Origin of the sequence: Aquiflexum sp. TKW24L (genome assembly GCF_023502205.1) — a bacterium.
GTDB lineage: Bacteria > Bacteroidota > Bacteroidia > Cytophagales > Cyclobacteriaceae > Cognataquiflexum.
In genome coordinates, this window is record NZ_JAMFLG010000003.1 from 163665 (window position 1) to 186007 (window position 22343).

19 protein-coding genes and 1 pseudogene are annotated in these 22343 nt (G+C 40.0%); 8 read left to right on the plus strand and 12 right to left on the minus strand.

Going from position 1 to position 22343, the window contains the following annotated elements; genetic code table 11:
• Positions 1-13: 13 nt before the first annotated feature.
• Entirely contained in the window at positions 14-2377 is a 2364-nt protein-coding gene (locus M3O96_RS03645) for an ABC transporter permease (protein ID WP_249718869.1), read from the minus strand.
• A gap of 266 nt (positions 2378-2643) precedes the next feature.
• Between M3O96_RS03645 and tyrS the strand changes: the two genes are divergently transcribed.
• Positions 2644-3939 carry a tyrosine--tRNA ligase gene (gene tyrS, locus M3O96_RS03650; protein WP_249718871.1) on the plus strand — a complete coding sequence of 432 codons (1296 nt, stop codon included), beginning with the start codon at positions 2644-2646 and terminating at the stop codon, positions 3937-3939.
• Between the two features lie 131 nt (positions 3940-4070).
• On the opposite strand, the gene M3O96_RS03655 is transcribed toward tyrS, so the two are convergent.
• Positions 4071-4841: an SDR family NAD(P)-dependent oxidoreductase gene (locus tag M3O96_RS03655; RefSeq protein WP_249718873.1), complete on the minus strand. Its 771-nt coding sequence runs from the start codon at positions 4839-4841 to the stop codon at positions 4071-4073.
• Between the two features lie 396 nt (positions 4842-5237).
• Here M3O96_RS03655 and M3O96_RS03660 point away from each other — a divergent pair.
• A pseudogene (locus M3O96_RS03660) lies at positions 5238-6251 on the plus strand (IS4 family transposase).
• Positions 6252-6408: 157 nt separating this feature from the next.
• Here M3O96_RS03660 and M3O96_RS03665 read toward each other — a convergent pair.
• On the minus strand, positions 6409-7380 hold the full coding sequence (locus tag M3O96_RS03665) for a YheT family hydrolase (RefSeq protein ID WP_249718874.1): 972 nt from the start codon (positions 7378-7380) through the stop codon (positions 6409-6411).
• A gap of 94 nt (positions 7381-7474) precedes the next feature.
• On the opposite strand from M3O96_RS03665, the gene M3O96_RS03670 reads away from it, so the two are divergent.
• Complete coding sequence (locus M3O96_RS03670; protein ID WP_249718876.1) at positions 7475-8818, plus strand: amidohydrolase; 1344 nt, start codon at positions 7475-7477, stop codon at positions 8816-8818.
• A 145-nt stretch (positions 8819-8963) separates the two neighbouring features.
• Here the strand turns inward: M3O96_RS03670 and M3O96_RS03675 are convergent, their stop codons facing one another.
• Genes M3O96_RS03675 through M3O96_RS03685 form a run of 3 tightly spaced genes read right to left on the minus strand, consistent with a single transcriptional unit; the run spans position 8964 to position 10905 of the window.
• Entirely contained in the window at positions 8964-9650 is a 687-nt protein-coding gene (locus tag M3O96_RS03675) for a TIGR04283 family arsenosugar biosynthesis glycosyltransferase (protein WP_249718878.1), read from the minus strand.
• Positions 9651-9657: 7 nt separating this feature from the next.
• The gene (locus M3O96_RS03680; RefSeq protein ID WP_249718880.1) at positions 9658-10248 is read right to left on the minus strand and encodes a DUF6134 family protein; all 591 of its coding nucleotides are present in this window, start codon (positions 10246-10248) and stop codon (positions 9658-9660) included.
• 57 nt (positions 10249-10305) lie between these two features.
• Positions 10306-10905, minus strand: a complete 600-nt coding sequence (locus M3O96_RS03685; RefSeq protein ID WP_249718881.1) for a TIGR04282 family arsenosugar biosynthesis glycosyltransferase — start codon at positions 10903-10905, stop codon at positions 10306-10308.
• 183 nt (positions 10906-11088) lie between these two features.
• Here M3O96_RS03685 and M3O96_RS03690 point away from each other — a divergent pair, with 183 nt between their 5' ends.
• Together M3O96_RS03690 and M3O96_RS03695 are read left to right on the plus strand one after the other, a co-directional pair.
• The gene (locus M3O96_RS03690; RefSeq protein ID WP_249718883.1) at positions 11089-11724 is read left to right on the plus strand and encodes a peroxiredoxin; all 636 of its coding nucleotides are present in this window, start codon (positions 11089-11091) and stop codon (positions 11722-11724) included.
• Between the two features lie 114 nt (positions 11725-11838).
• A complete protein-coding gene (locus M3O96_RS03695; protein ID WP_249718885.1) occupies positions 11839-12915 on the plus strand; it encodes a 3-oxoacyl-ACP synthase III family protein in 1077 nt (358 codons plus the stop codon).
• A 7-nt stretch (positions 12916-12922) separates the two neighbouring features.
• Here M3O96_RS03695 and M3O96_RS03700 read toward each other — a convergent pair whose 3' ends face one another.
• From M3O96_RS03700 to M3O96_RS03710, 3 genes are all read right to left on the minus strand, one after another.
• Complete coding sequence (locus M3O96_RS03700) at positions 12923-13708, minus strand: PhzF family phenazine biosynthesis protein (RefSeq protein WP_249718887.1); 786 nt, start codon at positions 13706-13708, stop codon at positions 12923-12925.
• A gap of 195 nt (positions 13709-13903) precedes the next feature.
• Positions 13904-14902 carry a bile acid:sodium symporter family protein gene (locus tag M3O96_RS03705; protein WP_249718889.1) on the minus strand — a complete coding sequence of 333 codons (999 nt, stop codon included), beginning with the start codon at positions 14900-14902 and terminating at the stop codon, positions 13904-13906.
• Between the two features lie 21 nt (positions 14903-14923).
• The gene (locus M3O96_RS03710) at positions 14924-15670 is read right to left on the minus strand and encodes a TrmH family RNA methyltransferase (protein WP_249718890.1); all 747 of its coding nucleotides are present in this window, start codon (positions 15668-15670) and stop codon (positions 14924-14926) included.
• Between the two features lie 18 nt (positions 15671-15688).
• On the opposite strand from M3O96_RS03710, the gene tamL reads away from it, so the two are divergent.
• Both tamL and M3O96_RS03720 read left to right on the plus strand, forming a co-directional pair.
• Positions 15689-18103, plus strand: coding sequence for a translocation and assembly module lipoprotein TamL (gene tamL, locus M3O96_RS03715; protein WP_249718892.1), 2415 nt, complete (start codon positions 15689-15691; stop codon positions 18101-18103).
• Between the two features lie 178 nt (positions 18104-18281).
• Complete coding sequence (locus M3O96_RS03720) at positions 18282-18572, plus strand: hypothetical protein (protein WP_249718894.1); 291 nt, start codon at positions 18282-18284, stop codon at positions 18570-18572.
• Positions 18573-18661: 89 nt separating this feature from the next.
• On the opposite strand, the gene M3O96_RS03725 is transcribed toward M3O96_RS03720, so the two are convergent.
• Together M3O96_RS03725 and M3O96_RS03730 are read right to left on the minus strand one after the other, a co-directional pair.
• Entirely contained in the window at positions 18662-19579 is a 918-nt protein-coding gene (locus tag M3O96_RS03725) for a YihY/virulence factor BrkB family protein (RefSeq protein WP_249718896.1), read from the minus strand.
• The gene (locus M3O96_RS03730; protein WP_249718897.1) at positions 19579-20541 is read right to left on the minus strand and encodes an aldo/keto reductase; all 963 of its coding nucleotides are present in this window, start codon (positions 20539-20541) and stop codon (positions 19579-19581) included. Before M3O96_RS03730 ends, M3O96_RS03725 begins: the two co-directional genes overlap by 1 nt.
• 178 nt (positions 20542-20719) lie before the next feature.
• Between M3O96_RS03730 and M3O96_RS03735 the strand changes: the two genes are divergently transcribed.
• Positions 20720-20944, plus strand: a complete 225-nt coding sequence (locus M3O96_RS03735; protein ID WP_249718899.1) for a DUF3820 family protein — start codon at positions 20720-20722, stop codon at positions 20942-20944.
• A gap of 36 nt (positions 20945-20980) precedes the next feature.
• Here the strand turns inward: M3O96_RS03735 and M3O96_RS03740 are convergent, their stop codons facing one another.
• Positions 20981-22198: a S8 family peptidase gene (locus M3O96_RS03740; RefSeq protein WP_249718901.1), complete on the minus strand. Its 1218-nt coding sequence runs from the start codon at positions 22196-22198 to the stop codon at positions 20981-20983.
• Positions 22199-22343 lie beyond the last annotated feature (145 nt).

Sequence of the window (22343 nt, forward strand, 5' to 3'; positions counted from 1 at the left end):
ATTAATTCCTGATTTATTCATTTCTCAAGGAATCAACCGGATTGGACAAAGCAACTTTTATGGATTGATAGAAAACCGACAGAAGGGCAATTCCCAATAAGGACAATGTGGTAAACAGGTATGCCCAAACTGTGAGCTGGGTATGAAAAGCAAATCCTGCCAAATACATTTTGGAGAAATACCAAGCCAAAGGAAAGCCTAAAAGAACACCAAGAAAAACCAACGTGAAAAAATCCCTTCCCAACAATAGGACCAATTGGCTGGAGGACGCACCCATTACTTTTCTTATACCCATTTCTTTGACCCTTTTGGAAGCAGAAAAAGAAGAAAGGCCGAACAATCCCATGCATGCAATGAGGACTGCTATTCCTGTAAATCCCATAGAAAGCTTGCCGATAACTTGTTCCATTTGGTACTCCCTTTGAAATGCTTCATCCAAAAAAGTATACCCAAAAGGATAATCAGGGCTGTATTTTTTTATTATTCCCTCCATATGGCTCAGCGTTTCTTCCATACCATATTCCGGATTGGTCCGGACATAGTAGTGGAATCCAACATTTTGGCTATACATAAAAACCATCGGTTCGATGTTTTCCCTCAGGCTATTGTTGTGAAAATCTTCCGTGACACCGATCACCTGACCTAGACCATGCCAAGCCTCTATCTCAGACCCGATTATTTCATCTTTGGGAATCCCCATTGCTTCCATTGCTCTTCTATTGATGATATATTTTGGATTTTCGGGGTTTTGGTCTGGAGAAAAATTTGAGCCCGCCACAAATGGAATTCCCATCGTTGGTAGGAAATCTTCATCACATCGGAGAATTTTGAAGGTAATGTTATCACTTTCAGACTTTCCATTCCAAGTAATATCGTTGGCAGTAATGGGGATTGAAAGAATATCACTTCCTCCAAAGCCCACACTTTCTATCCCTCCAAAATTTTTGAGTTCATTTTTGAATGCTTCGTGATTTTTAATTTGTGATTCTTGGGCATCAATTACAATAATTTGTTCCTTTTGGTAACCCAGGTTCTTGTTGCTGATAAACTCAATTTGCTTGTAAACAGCCAAGCTGCCTATGATCAAAATAGTGGACAAAGCCAGTTGACCCACTACAAGGGATTTTCTTATAGCTGTACCTTTTAATTGTGAGCCCGAATCTCCCTTTAAAACAGCAACAGGTTTGAAGGAAGAAAGGAAAAAAGCAGGGTAAGAGCCTGCCAAGAGACCACAGGCCAAAGTCAATAAAACTACTCCGAAGAGGATTATTGAATCGGCATTTTCCAATGAAATATTTTTCTCTGTCAATTCATTGAAATAAGGCAAAATCAAAATGACCAAAACTATGGCTACGACAAGGCCAAAAAAAGAAAGTAGAATAGATTCGAGGAGAAACTGCTTAATCAAACCAGCTTTTCCTGCTCCAATTGCTTTCCGTATCCCAATCTCTTTACCTCTAGTCGTTGACCTTGCAGTGGCTAGGTTCATGAAGTTGATGCAGGCCATGATGAGAATCAGCATACCTATCACAGAAAAAAGCCATACCTGGTCAATCCTTCCTCCGGCAATTTGTCCGTTTTCAAATTTGTTGTACAGCCTGTATTTTGTAAACTGGAATAAAAAGGGGTTACTGATACATTCAGGACAGTTTTTTTTGATCAAGTTGGAAATTTTTTGATTTGCCGCATCCAGATCGGCGTCCTTATACAAAGCGACATAAGTTCGTGATCCCCCACTCTGCCAATTTTTTGTCCAAGGGTTTTCTTCTTTGAATAGGTCAAAAGGCAAGACAAAATCAAACTGCAAACTTGAATTGGATGGTAGATCCAAAAAGACACTGCTTACCATCATATCATGCTTCCCCTCTACAAGAATGACCCTACCTATTGGATCGGAATTCCCAAATAATTTTTGGGAAAGGTTTTCTGAAATGGCGATGGCTTTCTTGTTGGCAACGGGATTCATATTGTCTCCCTTTACAATGGGAAAACTAAAAATCTGAAACAACCCTTGATCACTATAAATACCATTTTGAAGGAATGCTTTTTCTCCTGATTTTAAAAGAAGCTCCGTATCCATGCTTGTTTGTGAAACAATCTCCACCTCGGGAAGATCACTTTGAATCACCTCAGCCAAATTCACCGGGGTAGCGCCATAGGAGGTTATTGATCCGTCTGAGAATGTATTGTTGACCATCACTTTAAAAATCCTATCCGAATTGCTGTGGAACCGGTCAAATTTCCATTCGTCATGGATCCATAGAAAAATGAGCAAGCAAGTTGCCAAGCCAATACCCAAGCCGACAATGTTGATAACAGAATAGCTTCTTTGGCGAATGATATTTCTCAGTGAAACCTTAAGGTAATTTGAAATCATTTTGAATGTTGAATTGAGTGGAATGGATCAAAGAAATAATGTGGACAAGGATCAAGCCAAAGAAAGACCTGAAATTATTGAAAAAACGACATTTATTAATTCCCCTTTGTCCGATGACGATCTTAAATGTCCACTTGCGACCAAAATCATTTCTTATCCTTCACGAATTAGAGTGAATTCAATATCTGATTCAAGAATTCACAGTATTTCTCTGAATGAGGAATTCAAAAAACTATATTTACACCTTCAAAAAATCAGAGTTTCCCATGAATAACTTTATTGAAGAGCTGCGCTGGAGAGGAATGCTTCAGGATATGACCCCTGAAATCGAAGAATACCTGAAAAAAGGGTCAGCCGCTGCCTACCTTGGATTTGATCCAACATCTGATTCATTGCATATCGGTCACCTCGTCGGCGTGATGACTTTGCTCCATTTCCAAAGGGCAGGCCACAAGCCTTTTGCACTCGTGGGAGGGGCAACCGGAATGATCGGCGATCCAAGTTTCAAGTCAGCAGAAAGAAATCTTTTGGATAAAGCCACTTTGGACCACAATGTAGCTTGTCTTCAAAAGCAATTGTCACATTTTTTGGACTTCAGAGAAGGGACTTCCAACAAAGCGGAGCTTGTCAATAATTACGATTGGATGTCCCAATTTTCGTTTTTGGAGTTTATCAGGGATGTAGGCAAATATATTACGGTAAACTACATGATGGCCAAGGATTCGGTCAAAAGAAGGTTGGAAGATGGAAATGGCCTTTCATTTACAGAGTTCTCCTATCAGTTGATCCAAGGATACGATTTCTATCATTTGTGGAAAAACAAGAATGTAGCCATCCAACTTGGAGGTTCGGACCAATGGGGAAATATCGTTACCGGGACTGAATTGATCCGCAAAATGGAAGGTGGAAGTGCCTATGCCCTTACCGTCCCATTGATCACCAAAGCTGACGGCACAAAGTTTGGAAAGACTGAAAGCGGTTCTGTTTGGCTGGATCCTGAGAAGACTTCCCCTTATGCCTTTTATCAGTTTTGGCTGAATGTCTCTGATGAGGATGCATCCAAGTATATCAGGATTTTCACGGTCTTGGATCAGGAAACTGTGCTAAACTTGGAAAAAGAACAGACCGACGCTCCTCACCTCAGGGTAATTCAAAAAGAAATCGCCAAGCAAGTTACCATCATGGTTCACGGCGAAAATGAATACAATATGGCTGTAAAAGCCTCTGATATTCTTTTTGGGAAATCATCCACAGAGGATTTGGCAATATTAGATGAACGAACCTTCTTACAGGTTTTTGAAGGCGTTCCTCAAGCGACAATTTCACGGAGGGAATTTGAAGAAATCACAAACGTGACCGATTTGCTTTCTGAAAAAACCAATAGTATCATTTTCCCTTCCAAAGGAGAAGCAAGAAAAATGATCCAAGGTGGTGGCGTAGCCATCAACAAAGAGAAAGTTACAGACCCCAATCAAAGTCTTTCTTTTTCACTGCTTCAAGGGAAGTATTTATTGGTCCAAAAAGGCAAGAAACAGTATTACATCATATCTGTAATTGCTTGATATAATAAATCTTAAGATTAATCGAGATGGTTAGGTAAGGTTATAATAATCTTACCTGACTATTTTGGAAGCTCGGTACTTTTTCTTTCCCGGGTAATTCCAAATCTATTTCCAAATTTGATTAAACCAGATCAGCTTATTTCTTTCCTCGCTATTTTAGTCATCAAGGGAGTTTTGATCCAGGTCGGCAAAATCTTAATGAGGAACCAAACCATCGGGTTTACTATGATTTCAGCTTTCTTTTCAAAAAGTTGCCGAATACATTTATTTGCGATCACTTCAGGTTCCAACATCATAAATTTGCCAAAGTATCCCTTTCCGGTTCTTATTATCACATCGCCGTTCGTTTTGATAGGGCCGGGACAGACAACACTTACAGAAACGTTAGTATTTTCCAACTCCTGATTAAGTCCTCTTGAAAATGAGTATATAAAAGATTTTGATGCCGGATAGACAGTTTTAAAACCGATGGGAAGATAAGCAGCCAAACTTGCTACATTCAAAATATAACCTTTAGGCTGTCTCAAAAGATTTGGCAAAAGTTGGTGGGTGAGTACTGCGGTAGTTACAATATTCAGGTTCAAAATCTTATTGATGTATTCTATGGGAGCCTCGGTCATTTTTTTTGTACCACCTGTTCCTACATTATTTATCAAAATGAAGATATCAAAATGAAGGTTTATCCAAGCTCCCAAATCAATCACATTTTTATATTCTGACAAATCTGTTTCATAATACCTGCTATCGATCTGGTATTTTTCCTTCAATTCCTCACAAAGTATATTCAACCCGTTGTTTGGCCGGCTTACGAGAATGGTATTGATTTTTCTTTTGGACAGTTCTATGGCGAAGGCCTTACCCAAACCTTGTCTAGCCCCTGTGATTAACGCATATTGGCTCATATATGAATTTTGAGATTAAAAGGGATGAATTGCAACGATTGAAGCATTGTAATTTATAACTAAAATCGGGAATCAATAACTTCTTCTTTGCACTCTAGACGAGTAAATAAAGTCCAAGTCTTTTCACGCCTAACCGTGCTTTAGATTGCAAAAATCATTTTATTATTTCAAGGAGAATTGATTTTTTCTAAAAAACGTAAAAAATATAAACCTTCTTCCTAAACTAAAACAATACCGTCCTAAATAAAAGTTGAGAGGCCCTACTTTTTGCCCAAAATAGCTATTTTGGGTTTGCACCAAAAACCTCAGACTTCCAAGGCCCCTTCTAAGTCGAGTATCAGCTACCAGAACAAGCGCAGGGACGCTGATTTGTTCAAGGATCTGTATTATTCACTTTTGAAACATTTAGGACAGCAGGCCTCCTTACGGCGAGTCAATCTCAGGATCAAGGCCCCTGTCTACCTGTTGGATTCCACGGTAGTCAGTCTATGCCTTTCGGTTTTTGACTGGGCAACCTTCCGTACCAAAAAGGGAGCCGTCAAGTTGCATACGCTCCTGGACTATGATGGAAAACTCACTGTCTATGTGAACATTACAGAAGGGAGTGTGGCAGACAACAAAGGGGCCTACGATATTCCCCTGGAGAAAGGATCCGTCATCGTGGCGGACAGGTATTAGAATGACTTTCCGCTGCTCAACGTTTGGGACAGCAGCGGGGTATTCTTCGTGATCCGGCACAAAGACAACCTGGCCTTCACCACGGTCAGGGAACGGGAACTGCCCGATCATACCGCCCAGCAGGTGCTCAAGGACGAAGAGATCGAACTGACCAACCCACAGTCCAAGGCAAAGTATCCCGGAAGGCTCAGAAGGGTGGCAGTATGGGACGAAAAAAACCAGCAGACCGTCGAACTGATCACCAACAACTTCAGGTGGGCAGCCCAGACCATCGGAGACCTTTACAAATCCCGGTGGGAAATCGAGATATTCTTCCGTGACATCAAACAGCTACTGCATATCAAAACCTTCATCGGAACCTCCAAAAATGCGGTAATGATCCAGATTTGGACTGCTTTGATTACCATTCTGCTACTCAAAGCCATGAAGGCAACAGCAAAATTCGGATGGCACCTGTCCAATCTGGTCGCTTTTATCCGCTTGAACATATTCGTCAAAATCGAGCTCCAAAAATGGCTGGACAGACCCTTTGAAGACCACGAAAAACCTCCCCAAAAGAGCCAACAGGGGGTTGTCATATTTGGCAATGACAGGTCATCTGAAAGTCAGATTTTTCCGCTATCAGTAAACAGGCTAAAAGATAAATGGCATATATATCTTGCTTTTAGTCAGGAGCAGACCAAGAGTGCTGAAATGCTACTCTCCGATTCGGTTTATTTGGGGTGGTTGTAGATAAATAAAAATATTATAACCCCCATCTCGATGCGAATTCTCGGGGCACTAGATGACAAATGCTTGAATTAGAATGGTCTAGCCATTCCATTAGGCATTAGTCGACAACAAGTCAGTGAGCTGGCAAAAGGGCGGTATTAATTTAACCTTTCTTCAATTACCCTACCGGCAAATTTAAAAACTCCAAAAACCGATACTCCGCCCAGGTAAATTCCTGACCGGGCACCAAAAAACCGGTGTGTCCTCCCCTAGTTGGCATTTCAAGGAAAATGTGGGGATGTTTTTCTGCAAGCTTGATGGGAAAGCAACGGTCCATAATCAGTGGATCATTGAGGGCATTGATGATCAAAGTCGGAATCTGGATATCAGCCATCCAATTGTCTGCACTGACACTTTGGTAAAAATCATGCGCATCTCTGAACCCATGAACTTTGGCAGTGAAGTGGGTATCGAATGTGTCAAAGTCTTTGACCATTTTCAGTAAATCCAAATCCACCAGATTTGGAAACTGATTTCCTTTGATTAGCATTTTTGCTTTTAGCTTTCCCAAAAACCGGTTTTTGTAAAAGGCATTTTTCTTTTCCTTTAATGTCGCAGCTGAGTCAGGAAGGTTACAGGGTGTGGAATAAACGGCAGCTCTTTTGATTTTTGAATTGAGGTCAATGCCGTTTTCTCCCAAATATTTCAAAGTCTGAGCTCCTCCCATGCTGATTCCTGCCAAGTAATAGGATTCATAGGAATGGGATTTTTCGACATGGTCAATGACTGTTTTCAAATCATAGGAAGCACCATGATGGTACAAAATCGGTGCATTGTTCATTTCGCCACCGCAGGATCTGTTGTTCCAAGCCAAGGCATCAAAACCGTGGTTGTTGAAAAGCTTGGCCAATCCCATGGCGTAATGTCTGTCCGAACTGCCTTCGAGGCCATGGGAAATGATGAGGAGTTTTTTGCTTGCGATCTGTGACCAATCAAGGTTAAGGAAATCCCCGTCCGGAGTATTGATCTTTTCACGCGAATAGTGGATGCCTTGGATTTTTCTAAAAATACTGGGTATGATTGTCTCCAAATGCCCGTTGAAAAGGAATTTGGGAGGTTTCCCATAGGTGGAGTTTTCAATCAAAGGCATAAAAAAGGAGAATTCAGATTAGTGAAAATAAAAACATATCCACAAAACAGGGAATAATTTGTTTTATTTGATTTACAAAATTAAATCAATCCAAATGAAATTGATAAAAAATACCCTTTTCCTTCTGAGTATGACCCTTTTTACCACTGATATTTTGATAGCGCAGACTGTTGATTCCTACATTGACGGAATTTATCCTGAACTCGATGGGCTTTACAAACACCTCCATCAAAACCCTGAACTTTCCCTTCAGGAGAAAGAAACTTCTGCCCGCATAGCAAAGGAACTCAAAGCCGTTGGCTATGAGGTAACCGAAAATGTAGGCGGATATGGCGTGGTGGGTGTTTTCAAAAACGGACCCGGGCCTGTATTGCTTATCCGCTCGGATATGGATGCTTTGCCTATGGAAGAAAAGACCGGCCTACCCTACGCTTCAGTCAAAAAAGGAATCAGCAATGACGGCAAGGATACTTTTATAGCACATTCTTGTGGACATGATATCCATATGACGGTATTTATCGGAACAGCCAAGATGATGATGGAATATAAAGACTCATGGAGAGGAACCTTGCTGATGGTCGGTCAACCCGCCGAAGAAAACGGTATGGGTGCTTGGAATATGATGAATGATGGCCTTTATGAGCGTTTTCCGCATCCTGATTTTGCGATAGCGCTGCATGATGACCCATTTCTTCCTGCAGGAACTTTGGGATATAAAGAAGGTGCCCTGATGGCTGGCGTCGATATGATGAATGTGACAGTTTATGGCGAGGGAGCCCATGGTGCTGCGCCGCACAAAGGAATTGATCCTATTGTTTTGAGCGCACAAATGATTCAAGCTTATCAGACGATTGTAAGCAGGAGAATCGCTCCAACTGAACCTGCAGTGGTTACTGTCGGATCGATCCATGGTGGTACGGTCCACAACATTATCCCGGATGAAGTGGTGATGCAGTTAACATTGCGGTCATATTCCATGGATGTCAGGGAAGAAATGATCTCAAGCATCAAAAGGATCAGTGAAAATCTCGCCAGAGCTGCAGGACTTCCTGACAACAAAATGCCTACTTATTGGATCAGAAACCCACACACACCGGCATTGATCAACGACGCCGACCTCACCAAGCAAATGGTGGAGGTATTTAAAAATAACATTGGTGAAGATAAAGTAGTGGAAGTCAAAGCCCAGATGATCGGTGAAGATTTCAGCCGATTTGGCATGCAGGAAAGGAATATTCCGATCACTATGTTTTACTTGGGGGCCAATGATCCTGTATTCCTAAAAGAAGCGGAAGAAAAAGGATTGGAGATTCCAGGACTTCATAGCCCTATTTTTGCACCTGTTCCTGAACCCACCATCAAAACCGGAATCAAAGCCATGAGCTTATTTGCAATGGATATCCTGAAAAATCAGGAAATCATGATGGACAAAAAATAATCGCATTGTTAGTAACCAATCGTTGATTGTAACTTCACACTGAGGTAACCGACGCCAATTTTATTGAAGATACATTTGCATCAGTAAATTTTCTTCATAGGTATTGATGATATATAAAACGGAATGGCAATGCTGTTCCGTTTTCTTATTTCAACAGTTTTGAATATGTTTTCTTCAGCTTTATGGGAGAAACTTTTAGATGAAAAAATACAATAAGGGTCAAATTAGCCAATTGAACCCTTAGCCAAGAGTTTTTTTCATATTTACGGGCGGAGACCAAAATCCTATTTGGAATTACTTTGAAGCTGTACTTCTTCTTAATTCTCCGAACCAAATCAAAGTCCTCCATCAGGCAATACTTGTCATCAAACCCACCCAATTCCCAAAAGGTATTTCTTTTGATAAAAAGCGTCTGATCGCCTCCTCCTGACAGCACTCCATTGAACTCGGTAAACCATGAATTAATCTGAAGCATTTTGTTGGTTGAATCAAAATTGTATGCAAAACAGCCAGCCTGAAAACCATCATCAAGGCACGATTTGATGTCATCAAAAAAGGTCTTGAGAATCCTCACATCAGCATGGACAAAATATAAAATATCTCCCTTTGCTATCTTTGCGCCAAGATTCATTTGCACAGCCCTGCTTTGGATGTCAGATTCAATAAAGGTGAATCCGGCTGCCAATACTTCTTGTTTGGTACCGTCATTGCTTCCCCCATCGACGATGATGACCTCGAGAGAGCTATTCTGATTTCCATTTTGAAACAATGGCAAAAGTGCTTTCAGGTTTTCTACTTCATTCATTACAGGAATGATGACACTGATTTTCATAGTGTTATCATTTCGATTTCCTTTTTACGAGGTAGTTTTTTATCGGAAATTCCATGACGGCTTTGTCAAGTTTTCCATCGACATAGTAAAATCTGTTTTTGTTTCCATTGACATTGACTTCGTAATGATCTTTGCGCTTGATCACAGGACACACCAATCCATATCCTTCAGCAAAAAATTCCTTCACGTTTATTGGTTCTTCAAAGTAGAAAGAGGCGGAGCTGAAAAACACTTTCCTTTGGACTTCTGTATCCAATTCATATTTATAATTCCTCGAATTGACCTTGTAGTGGTCATTTTCCCAAGTGATGAGAGAGCGGAAATCTCCCTTATTGGTTTTTGATTTCAAATCACTTTTAATAAAATGTTTTCCATTGAAAACCGAAATGGTATGTAGATCAAGTTCAATTTTGCCAAAGAACCAGAATCCAACATTGCTTTTGACATCGATTTGGGAAATCTCTCCGGTCACTTTTTTGGTGGCAGTCATCTCCCCGATCGATATCCCTGCTATTGAAATATCATATTCTTGGACTTGAGCAAGTAGGTCCATAGGAAAAAAGAACAGTAAAAGCGCTATTTTATAGAGAGATTTCATATTTTTCTGATTCCGATCATGCCAAATTCCAAAATTAAAATGACTTCGAGAAGTGATTTATTTAGGAAAAAATGCTTGGAGATCCTCTTCCGTATCTATGTCATGAAGTGTTTTCAATAATCCGTAACTGATTTGATGCCTGTTTAGTAATTTTATTGTTCTACTAAACACATTAGATGTACTCCAAGGGATATTTTGAAAAATGGAATCATAAAATCTGCACATTCCGAGTAAATAATATCCGCCATCCAAGGCTGGACCGATGCATACTTCATTTTGGTCCAAAGTAAGGATGGCTTCGGTGATTTCTGTTGCGCTGATTTCGGGACAATCTGTACCGATGATGACGACTTTTTTATACCCTTGATCGAATAATAATCGGAAAGCATTTGCCATTCTTTCCCCAAGGTCTTTTCCTGTCTGTATTTCTTTTGAGTCAGGCTGAAATTGGTCTAATGTTCCTTTTTCGACATAATCCGAATAGAAAATGACTGTATCAATATCTTCCAATTTTTCAATTATGCGGTAAGTGTGTAACAGCAAAGACTGGTATATTTCTAAGGCCCTTTTGTCTCCGATAGTTGCAGCAAGTCTTGTTTTTACCTTTCCTAATTCTGCGTTTTTTTGAAAGACGATGAGCGCATTTTCATTTTTCATAATTCATTCAATTCCTAGCAAACTATCAAGGTTAATACAAATTTCACTTATTTTCTATTGAAGTAATTTTAAAGATTCTCTACAATAAAGCGAATAACCCAAAATTCTATTCAAAATCTAAACTTATTTTGGCGGCTAAGGGTTATTTACCTATCAATTCGATAGACTTTAAATAATAATATCATGTCACTAAGATTAGGCGATTTAGCACCAAATTTTGTCGCAGAGACGACTGAAGGAAAAATTGACTTTCACGAATATTTAGGAGATAGTTGGGGAGTATTGTTTTCACACCCGGCAGACTACACACCGGTGTGCACCACAGAATTAGGTGCTGTCGCCAAGCTGCAATCCGAATTCGAAAAAAGAAATGTCAAAGTCATGGCACTGAGTGTGGATGGACTTGTAGACCACGCTGCTTGGATCAAGGACATCAACGAGACACAACATACGACTGTAAATTTTCCTTTGATTGCAGATAAGGACAGAAATGTATCCGAGCTGTACGACATGATCCATCCCAATGCCAATGAGAACTTTACGGTAAGGTCAGTATTCGTAATCGGTCCCGACAAAAAAATCAAACTCATTATTACGTATCCCGCCAGCACAGGAAGGAACTTTGACGAATTGCTCAGGGTAATTGATTCACTACAATTGACAGCCAAGTACTCTGTCGCAACTCCGGCTAACTGGAAAAACGGCGAGGATGTGGTCATCGCTCCTGCCATCAAGGATGAAGATATCCCAGCTAAATTTCCAAAAGGGCATACAAAAATAAAATCTTACCTGAGAACTACTCCACAACCAAATATTTGAACTTAAATTGAGAAAGCTCTGAGAAAACGGAGCTTTTTCTTTATCTATTTTTGGTTGAATTTATTTTTTTATTGCTTAATTGGAGGTTGATTCCAATAGCCAAACATCGCCACCATGTCTATCTATACTGTAATTATTGGTTCTGGTTCTTATCTGCCGGACATCGTTATAAAGAACGAAGATTTTTTGAAAAATGAGTTTCTTGATTCCTCAGGCAACAAATTGCCCAAGGCAAATGCAGACATCATCCAAAAGTTTCAAGACATCACCGAAATCGAGGAAAGAAGGTATTTGCAGGCTGATATGAACACCTCAGACATGGCTTTTATTGCTTCCCAAAGAGCGATCGAGGCTTCAGGTGTAGATCCCGAGACCTTGGATTATATCATTGTCGCTCAAAATTTTGGTGAAATCAGACATGACAATAAGAAAACAGACATGGTCCCGACTATTGCGACCAGGGTCAAACATTTGCTCCAGATCCAAAACCCGGATTGCGTGGCTTACGATCTTCCTTTTGGCTGTCCCGGATGGGTACAAGGTGTAATCCATGCTGATTATTTTATCAAGTCGGGAGATGCAAAAAGTGCCTTGGTTATCGGAGCTGAAAACCTTTCAAGAATCGTTGATCCACATGATATTGATACCATGATTTATTCAGATGGTGCAGGTGCAGTGGTGATAGAAGGAACTGAAAGTGAAAAACCTGTTGGGATCATCGCGCATAAAACAAGGACAGACACCCTTACACAAGCCCACTACTTAAAAATGGATGTGTCCTATAATCCCGATTTTAAGGATGATACGCTATTCCTAAAAATGAATGGACGCAAGCTTTACGAGTATGCATTGAATACTGTTCCGATTCTTATCAAACAGGTCATAGAAAAGGCAGGATTAGGAATAGATGATATCTCCAAGATTTTGATCCATCAGGCCAACGCCAAAATGGATCACGCCATTCTCGAAAGAACCTTCAAACTCTTTGGTAAAGACAAAATGCAGGAAGAAATCATGCCCATGATCATTGCCAAAATGGGTAACAATTCAGTTGCAACCGTGCCCATCTTGTACGATATGATTGTAAGAAACGAGCTACCTGAGCACCAGTTCCATCAAGGCAACGTTATGATTTTTGCTTCTGTAGGTGCAGGTATGAATGTCAATGCTTTTGTTTACATCCAACCTTGAGTTTGGATCAAATGTAGATCTTTCCGATCAAGTAGGTAACTGCATTTCCGGTCAAAATCACCCTTTCTGCAAGTAATTTACAGCCAACTTTGCCCTCCCTCGCGGACACCTGAACGGCGGTCAATTCTTCCTTTCCGAGTTTCTGTGACCAGATCGGTGTCAAACTTGTATGTGCAGAACCGGTGACAGGATCTTCAGGAACCCCAACCTGTGGCCCAAAAAACCTGGAAACAAAGTCCACTTTTTCTCCTTTTGCGGTTACTATTACTCCTCGAACTGGTAGTTTGGAAATCAAGGTAAGGTCAAAGTTTAAAGTTCTAATTTGATTTTCATTTTCAAAAACCAATATGTAATCAGTTTTCCCCTTAAATGCCTGTATTGGTTTTGGAGAAAATGGATCAGTCAATTCTTTCGCCATTTCAATCTCTTCGATTTGATCAAGGGGAAAGTCCATCACGAGTTGGCTTCCCTCCTTTCGGACCTTCAAAATCCCTGACCGCAGTGAAAAAAAAGAGATTTCTGATCCTTCAAAACCTTCATGTTCAAAAAGTACGTGCGCTGTAGCCAGTGTTGCGTGACCACAGAGGTCTACTTCAGTTCCCGGTGTGAACCACCTCAAAACAATATTATTCTCCTCTTTGACATAGAAAGCGGTTTCTGAAAGGTTGTTTTCCAAGGCTATTTTTTGAAGAATATCATCTTCTAACCATTCCTTTAACGGAACGACGGCTGCAGGATTTCCTCCAAATACCTTATCTGAAAAAGCGTCTACTTGGTAGATTTTAAGTTCCATGTTTGTAGGGTTGTAGTTGTTATAATGGTTGTAATTGTTGTAATAGTTGTAGTTGTTATTGAGCTGTCATTGTTATCATTGTTTTCGGGATTCCGTCAATAATCAAAATAGAATGGCTACAATCTGGTTCCTGAGGCCAAAAACTGCCCACTGAAAACTGCCTACTGCGACTGATCACTGAAAACTGCCAACTGATCACTGAGACTGATTACTATTAAAATCCCCCATCTTCTGCGCAATAGCCGATCCAACCATCAGCTGCTGTGCATGATAAATCATCAGAGGCAAAAGCATCACCCCAAAAACCACCGGGTCTGGAAACATCACCCTGCCCATGACAGCTCCCTGAATCATAGACTTTTTGCTTCCGCAGAATAATACTGTAACCATATCTTCTCTTGAAAATTTCAATGCCTTGGAAATTAGGTACATCAATCCCATCATCAGAAGGAAAAATGCCAACATCAATACTCCCAACAAAACCAATTCTCCAATGGAGTGACCGTCAAACATATTGGCAGCAAAGGACTCCGCAAAAGCAGTGAAAATGATAAGAAGGATTATCCCCTGATCAATATTCTTTAGGACCGTTTGGTATTTGTTGGCAAACTTGACTAGATACTTATGAACCAATAAACCCAATATCACAGGGACCAGCACCTGAAAACTCAATTTGATGATGGTATCTGTCAGGTCAAAATCTACCGCTGTCTCCGGAAGCATCAAATCCATCCAGAGCGGAGTGATAAATATTCCCACCATACTTGAAATACTCGCATTGAAAATTGCCGCAGGAAGGTTTCCTCCTGCTATCGAAACCATCACCACCGAGGATGACACTGTGGATGGCAAAGCTGCAAGGTAGAATGTACCGATCCAAAAGAGATTTGTTTCTTCTCCCAAAACAGCATAAAGCAAAAGGACAACCAAGGGGAATATCAGGAAGGTCGTCGATTGGATCAATAAATGAAGTTTCCAATTGGACAATCCCTGTTTAAGCTTCTCTGGACTTAATTTGACTCCGTAAAAAAAGAAAATGAAAGAAATTCCGATTCCGGTTATGGTCTTTAGCGGCTTGAGAATTGCATCAGAACCCCAATCAGGAAAGGTGCTTGCCAAGACAATCATTCCCACAAGCAGGAAAAAAAATGTATTCAATCCAACTCGGTTCAGGGTTCCTCTTAATTTGGCCATCTGGAATATTTGTGGTTGATTCTACTTTGAACTCCTTTTTATATTGTCACAGAAGATGGCTGTTGCCACTGCCACATTCAAGGATTCCGCTTTGCCAAATCTTGGGATTGTAATTTTGTGGGTTACCGAGGATTCAAGCTCCCTTGAGATACCATTGGACTCGTTTCCCATGAGGATAATTCCTCCTTTTCCAAATTTGGATTCATAAATAGATTCTCCTTCCAAAAAGGCACCATAAATGGGAAGTCCCGCTTTCTCAAATTGGCTTTTTAAATCTGTATAAAAAACCTTGACTCTGGTAAAACTGCCCATACTTGCATGAAGTACTTTTGGATTGTAGAATTCAGCGGATTCTTCGCTCAATAAAAGTTTTTGGATCCCGTACCAGTCGGCAATCCGGATTATTGTTCCCAAGTTTCCCGGATCCTTGACATCATCCAGGGCAATTACCCATTCATCTGATGTCATTTCGATGGGGGTATTTGGTTTGGATTTGGCTACAGCAAGCGCTGCATCATTGCTTTGGAAGGAACCAACAGATTCGAGGGTGGTTTGACTTACTTCAAAAATATCGGCATTTGACCTTTTGAGAAGTTCAGCATGCCCTTTGCCATATTGTTGAGTAAACAATACCTGACTTACCTCATAATCTGATTGAAGCAATTCCGTTACGTTTTTACTTCCTTCCACAAAAAATAACTGTTCTTGTTTTCGGATTTTTTTCTGTTGTAAGGATTTAATAAACTTAAGCGTATTTTTGCTTAACATTCGGTTAATTGCCTAATTGTGAATAAAGCCAAATATATAAACTTTCTTTTTCTGCTTTTTTTAATTTCTTCCTGTTCTTTGACCAAAGGACTCAAGGAAGGCGAATATTTGGTATATGATGTTAATGTCAAAGGGGTAAAGAAAAGTGACAAATCGGACATTTCAGACCTAATCCAGCAAAATCCCAATACAAGAGTTCCACTTTTAAACACCTCTGTCGGCATCTCCATATATAGATTTGGCGAATGGGTATACGACAGTACGAAGCATCTTAACAGACAGGCCGAACTACTCGCTGAAAGGGATACGCTACGGAAGATCAGTGATGAAAAACAACTCAGCAAAAAGCAAATCAAGCGAATAAACAAAATTAATAACAACCTGACTTCATTGGGTAAAAAGCTTGAATACGGAAATTTTTTTATGAGAACCGGAAATCCAAGGGTCATTTTTGACAGTACGCTTACAGAAGAAACAACCCGTCAAATGAAGTTTTATTTGGTCAACAATGGCTTTTTTGATGCAGAAACAGATTTTGAAACTTCATTTAAAAACAAAAAGGCAAGAATTACTTACCTCATTACAGAGCATGAACCCTACGTCGTAGACTCATTTTATATCACCTCCGAAGATGAAGGAATTTTGGCTCTTTTGGAGCAAAATCAAAAAGGGAACCAGATCAAGGTTCGCGAAAACTATAACCAAAACTCCATTTCCCGTGAAAGACAAAGGGTAGAAGACCTGTTGAAAGACAACGGATATTTCACTTTTTCGCGGTCTTCTCTGGAGTACAATGTGTATAAGGACACAGTTGAACATACTGTCAAGATTGAGCAAATTATCCGGAATCCTTCTTTTTCTGAAGGTCACAAAGTTTACACCCTTGATTCCATTTACTTTTTTATCGATCCTCCTTCAGAAGCTTTTGTCGATTATGAATTCCATAACACTTTTCGGGATATTGTTTTTGAAGTATATGAAGACAGGTACTCTGAAAAAATAATTTCCTCTAGGATTTTCATGGAAAAAGGGAATTTATACAACAAGACAAATGTGATTGAAACCCAAAGGCAACTTGCCAATCTGGATTTATTCAGGTTTGTAAACATTGCATTTGATACTTTGGGTAATGTCTTACGGCCTCGCATTTATACCCAGTCCAACCAGAAATATTTGATTACCAATCAGCTCGGTGCCACTATTACTGAGCAAGTTCCCGGTCCGTTTTTTAGTCATTCGCTTAGGAATAGAAACTTATTTCGGGGAGCTGAAATCTTCGAATTCTTCTTTAGGGCAGGTTTGGAAGGAGTAGTATCTGCCACAGGTGAAGGCGGAGTTTTCCGAAGCAGGGAATTGAATACATCTGCCTCTGTAATTTTTCCACAATTCTTACTTCCACTCAATGTCAATTCCCTTGAAAGGTTTGGTAGATACAACCCTCGTACAAGAACCCTGATCGGCTACAATTACATCAATAGGCCCGAATACATCCGGGAAAGTATCAACGGAATCATCGCCTACAATTGGAACACGAGAAATCTTCGTCAGCAGTATTCAGTCAATGCGCTTGATGCCAATTTTATCCGATCCAATTTGAGTGAAGATTTTTTGGCTCTACTAAAAGGTCTAGAAGAACAAGGAAACAACCTCATCAATTCATTTTTACCTTCTTATGTTAGCAGTGTTTCGGGGCAGGTGATTTTTAACTTTAACCAATACGGTGCTTTTCAGAAAAACAAAGCATCACTTTGGCGACTTTTCTTCGAAAGTGGAGGAACGACCTTGAATTTTGTTAGTAGTAGTTTTGTAGCCGAAAGGTCACTCGCATATTTTCAGTTTTTGAAATTTCAGTCGGATTATAGAAAATATGTCCCACTGACCAAAGACCAAACTTTTGCTTACCGCCTAAATCTGGGTTTAGCCAAGCCTTATGGCGTGAGTAATGGCGTACTTCCATATGAAAAATACTTCTTTGCGGGAGGTAGCACAGGTATCAGGGCATGGCAACCCCGGCGATTGGGACCAGGATCTTTTGCTCCGAATACTTTAGAGGATGGATCTTTTGATTATCGCTTTGAGCAACCGGGCGAAATTCTTTTCGAAGGTATGTTTGAATTCAGGTCTAAAATTTACGGGTACTTTGATGGGGCCATATTTGTCGACGTCGGAAATACCTGGACATTCAATCAGGACCTTTCCAGACCCGGTGCCAATTTTGAATTTAACAGATTTTACAAGGAAATCGCTGTCGGTACCGGAGTTGGACTAAGGATGGATTTTGACTTTTTGGTCGTAAGATTGGATATGGGAATCAAAGCATACGATCCGGCAAGGTTGCCTGGTCAACGTTACATATTGGATAGCTTTTTCAGGAGTTTTCCGGGCCAAAGGGGACAAACCGTATTCAATATTGGTATTGGATATCCATTCTAAAAATAGATAAAAGTCTTACAGGTAAAACCGCTTTCATGTCAGTGAATTTATAACTCAATATGAATTATAGGGGTAGACAATAATTTTCGGTAAATTTAACTTCTGTCTTCCGTCTTGTATGTAGAGAAATATTAGGATATGGGCAAAGAAGCGGTAATCCACAAACATTAGAATTGCCATGACACTCACAGAATTCAAATCTTCTTTTTCCAATGAAAAACCACCAGGGGGAATAGGTACTCAGTTGGAAGCCCTGTGGTATGATGGTAAAGGAGATTGGAAAAGTGCTCATGACAGGGCTGATGGTCCCTCTGACAAACTTTCCGCAAGGGTTCACGCCTATCTTCACCGAAAGGAAGGGGATATTTGGAATGCGGATTATTGGTACCGGCGAGCGGGGGAAGTAAGACCTGACATCAGTCTAGAGAAAGAATGGGAGCAATTGACAAAAAGAATTCTTGAATTATAAAAAGACAATTCTTCTTTTTACTTCATTATTGAAGTCTTCTTGAATTTTGCGTGTAAAAACCTCAATCTAGAATTAGGCAAAAATTAGAATTATTCCTGTAAATCTTCAATTTCCCTCATTTCTACCTTCACTGCCTGATTTTTTGGGATGATGCTTCCACCTACATGTTCGGCAATATAGTAGGTGATCTGTGCTCCAAAAAGGAAAATTACTACTGAATAGTAAACCCAAATCAACAAAATCACCAAGGACCCGGCAGCACCGTAAGATGACCCCAAGTCACTGTTTCCCATGTATAAACTGATCAAATATTTTCCCAAAGCAAAAAGAATCATGGTTACAAAAGCTCCGAGCCAAGTGTCTTTCCACCTTACATTGGCATCGGGAAGAATCTTATACATGAGTGCAAAAACCACAATAAGAATCAAATGAGAGGTAATTAAATGGGTAAAAGTGGCTATGTTGACAGGCAAATCAATGACATTTTCTGAAAAGTAATTGTGGATGATCACCAAAGCTGCATCCAAAATCAAGGAAACCAAAAGGATAAAACCTATAGATGCAACCAGTGAAAAACTCAACAAGCGATTGACGATAAATTTGACCAATCCTTTTTGGGGTTTGGGTTTGATATGCCAGATGTGGTTGATGGCATTTTGGAGACTTACAAAAACGGTAGTCGCACTGAAAGCAAGAATTAAAAAAGCAATAAAATTTGAAATAACACCACTGGAGTCTTTTTTGAAATTATTCAGGATTTCCTCTAATGTTTCTCGACTCTCCTCTCCTGCCAACTCCTCTATCTGAAACAGAATCTCATTTTTGATTTCTGTTTCAGAGTAGATGGTCGTTCCAATGTTTAGGATGATGATCAGAAGGGCTGGCAAACTAAAAATGGTGTAAAAAGCCGTTCCCGCCGCCAAACCCATGGATTCTCCCGAGAAAAAATCCTTGATGCTGTCAATAATTATCTTTGATGCCGTAAGTTTTTTAAATCGTTGAATCATCAGCTATTTTCTGTCTCCCAAAGGTCTGCCAGTTTGTATGGGCTTTGAGCACCAGTGAAAAATGATCCATCGATAAATCGGTAGGCAGTTCCGATATTCAACAGTTTATTCATATCCTCATCATCAAGATTTATTTCAATGGCGGCTAGATTTTGGCTAATTCTATCTTGGTTGATAGATTTTGGTATGACTGCGATATTTCTATGGACGGAATAAGAAATCAGAATCTGAGCTGAGGAAACACCATGTTTTGTAGCTACTTCCTTGACAGTTTCATTTTCCAAAAGACTTGGTTCATTGGATTTTTTGGAAGCGGCCGCCCGGTCTCCCGATCCCAAAGGCGAATAAGCTGTCATGAGAATACTGTTTGTCTTGCAGAAATTGACAAGTTTATTTTGCGGAAGGAAAGGATGCATCTCGACCTGATTCATTTCAGGAGCAATCCTGCCTGATTTCAGGATCTCTTGAAGCTTGGCAATATTAAAGTTTGAAACACCAATATGTTTTACTAATCCCCGATTTTTTGCTTCTTCCATTCCCTCCCAAGTCTGTACCAAAGGAACATCCCCGTAAGTGAAGAATTCCTCTCTAGTCTGGGCAAAGCCAATTCCCTTTTTGAAACTCACCGGCCAATGGATAAGGTACAAATCAAGGTAATCCAACTTAAGGTCACTCAATGTCTTCTTCAATGCGGGAACTACATCATCAAGACGGTGATTGCTGTTCCATAATTTGGAGGTGACAAAGAGTTCTTCTCTTTTTACCAATCCATCTTTAAATGCTTTGGTCAAAGCATTACCGACTTCTTTTTCATTATCATAAATAGCTGCGCAATCAATGTGACGGTATCCCGCCTCAATTGCCCACAATACAGCTTGATAAACTTCCCCAGGTTTTGATTTCCAAGTGCCAAGGCCAATGATAGGCATTTGGTCACCATTGCTAAAAGTGATAGATTTCATAGTTTTGTTTTGGTTTTTTGAACTACACGAAGTTATTAGCTTAATCCTTCATTCGGAATGAAAACCTCATTTTTTTGATAGATGTTTTGGAATTCAATTTTTTAGTGTAAAAAGACAAGACATAAATGATTTAATAAGTGTCATTTGTCAAGCTGATCTTATCACCTACTTTTGGTCTATGGATAGACAAATTTTGTTGGACTTAGTGACAAAAAGAATGCCTTTTGGCAAGTACAAAGGAAAGCTGCTTTGTGATATACCAGAAGATTATTTGATCTGGATGCATAGAAAAGGTTTTCCAGAAGGAAAGCTCGGCATGTGGCTGAATACACTTTATGAAATTCGACTCAATGGTCTGGAAGAAATCTTAAGAGAATTGAAAAAAATAAACCGCCCACAGTGAAGTAGGCGGTTTGGAAATTATTCTTTGTTTTTAAAATTATCTCGAGATGATAGGGTCAGGGGTGCCGTCCTTGTCACCTATCACAGTTCCGGAGGTTTTTGCTGCTCCCAAAAGCAACACACCGGCAGCATGTGGGGCTGCCATTGAAGTACCACTTATGGTATTGTAAGCGCCATCTTTCCATGTTGATTTGATGCCAACTCCCGGAGCAGCATATTCGATAGGAGGATTGCCAAAGTTGGAAAAAGATGCAAAATTATCACCACTGTCAGAAGCAGAAATTGTATAAATATTTGTACCGTTTACCCTTGCCGGAGAATAGTTGTTTGCATCTGCAGAACTGTTACCTGCCGCAATCACGAAAATAATTCCTTTATTTGATGCAGCCAAAACAGCGTCATCCAATGCCTGAGAAACAGGACCACCCAAACTCATATTAGCCACGTCGCCTGATTTTCCATTTTCTGCGCTTGCGACATAATCTACTCCAGCAATTACCCCAGAATATGAACCTGAACCTCTTGAGTCCAGAACTTTAACAGGCACCACAGTTGCACCCGCAGCAACACCAACCACACCAATCGAGTTATTAATAGCCGCTATTGTCCCGGCAACGTGCGTTCCATGTCCATTTCCATCATTGAAGTTGGCATCTCTACCAGAAGTAAAAGCAGTAAAACCAGTCTGTCTAACATTCAGATCCGGGTGGGTAAGGTCGATCCCTGTATCAATAACCCAAGCTACTTTTGTCCCGGTGTAATTTACAGCACCTCCAACTCTAGTGATTCCCCAAGGCGTTTCTTGTGCAGTGCTTCCACCTCCTCCAGGTTTACCTTTTTGAGCAATAGTCATCACCCTGTCTGGTTCAATATAACTAACGGTAGGGTCATTCTTTAACAACTCGAATTGGCTCTCATCTAAGGTCACTGCAAAACCATCTAAGGCTGCTGCATAGACGGCTCCAATGTTTTGGTCAGAAATTCTGTATTTAGCCAAAATACTTGAGGCATTTTTTCTCATTGAAGCTTGGTTATCTTGGTAGCTTCCATCCTTTCTAAAACCTACAGATTGGGGCTTTAAGACTACGATATAGCTTCCGGGGATGATATCCCCATTATTATATCTCATAATTTGGTCTTGAGATTCCAAGATAGGTGACTCAGCATCTTCCTGACAGGAGAATGTTAACAAGGCTAGAGCGAAAACTGCAATTCCTGCAGGTTTCCCAACAAATTTGTAGAATTTTTTGATCATGATAGAATAAGTTTTAGATAGAGAATTTTGCCAAACACTATTTGGCATTGTTAAATTAAGTCAAAATATAATTGATATTCAATAGTGTGTGAAAAAAATAAAAAAAAGAAAATTCTTATTAAAATATCATTTTTTGGCATATTCA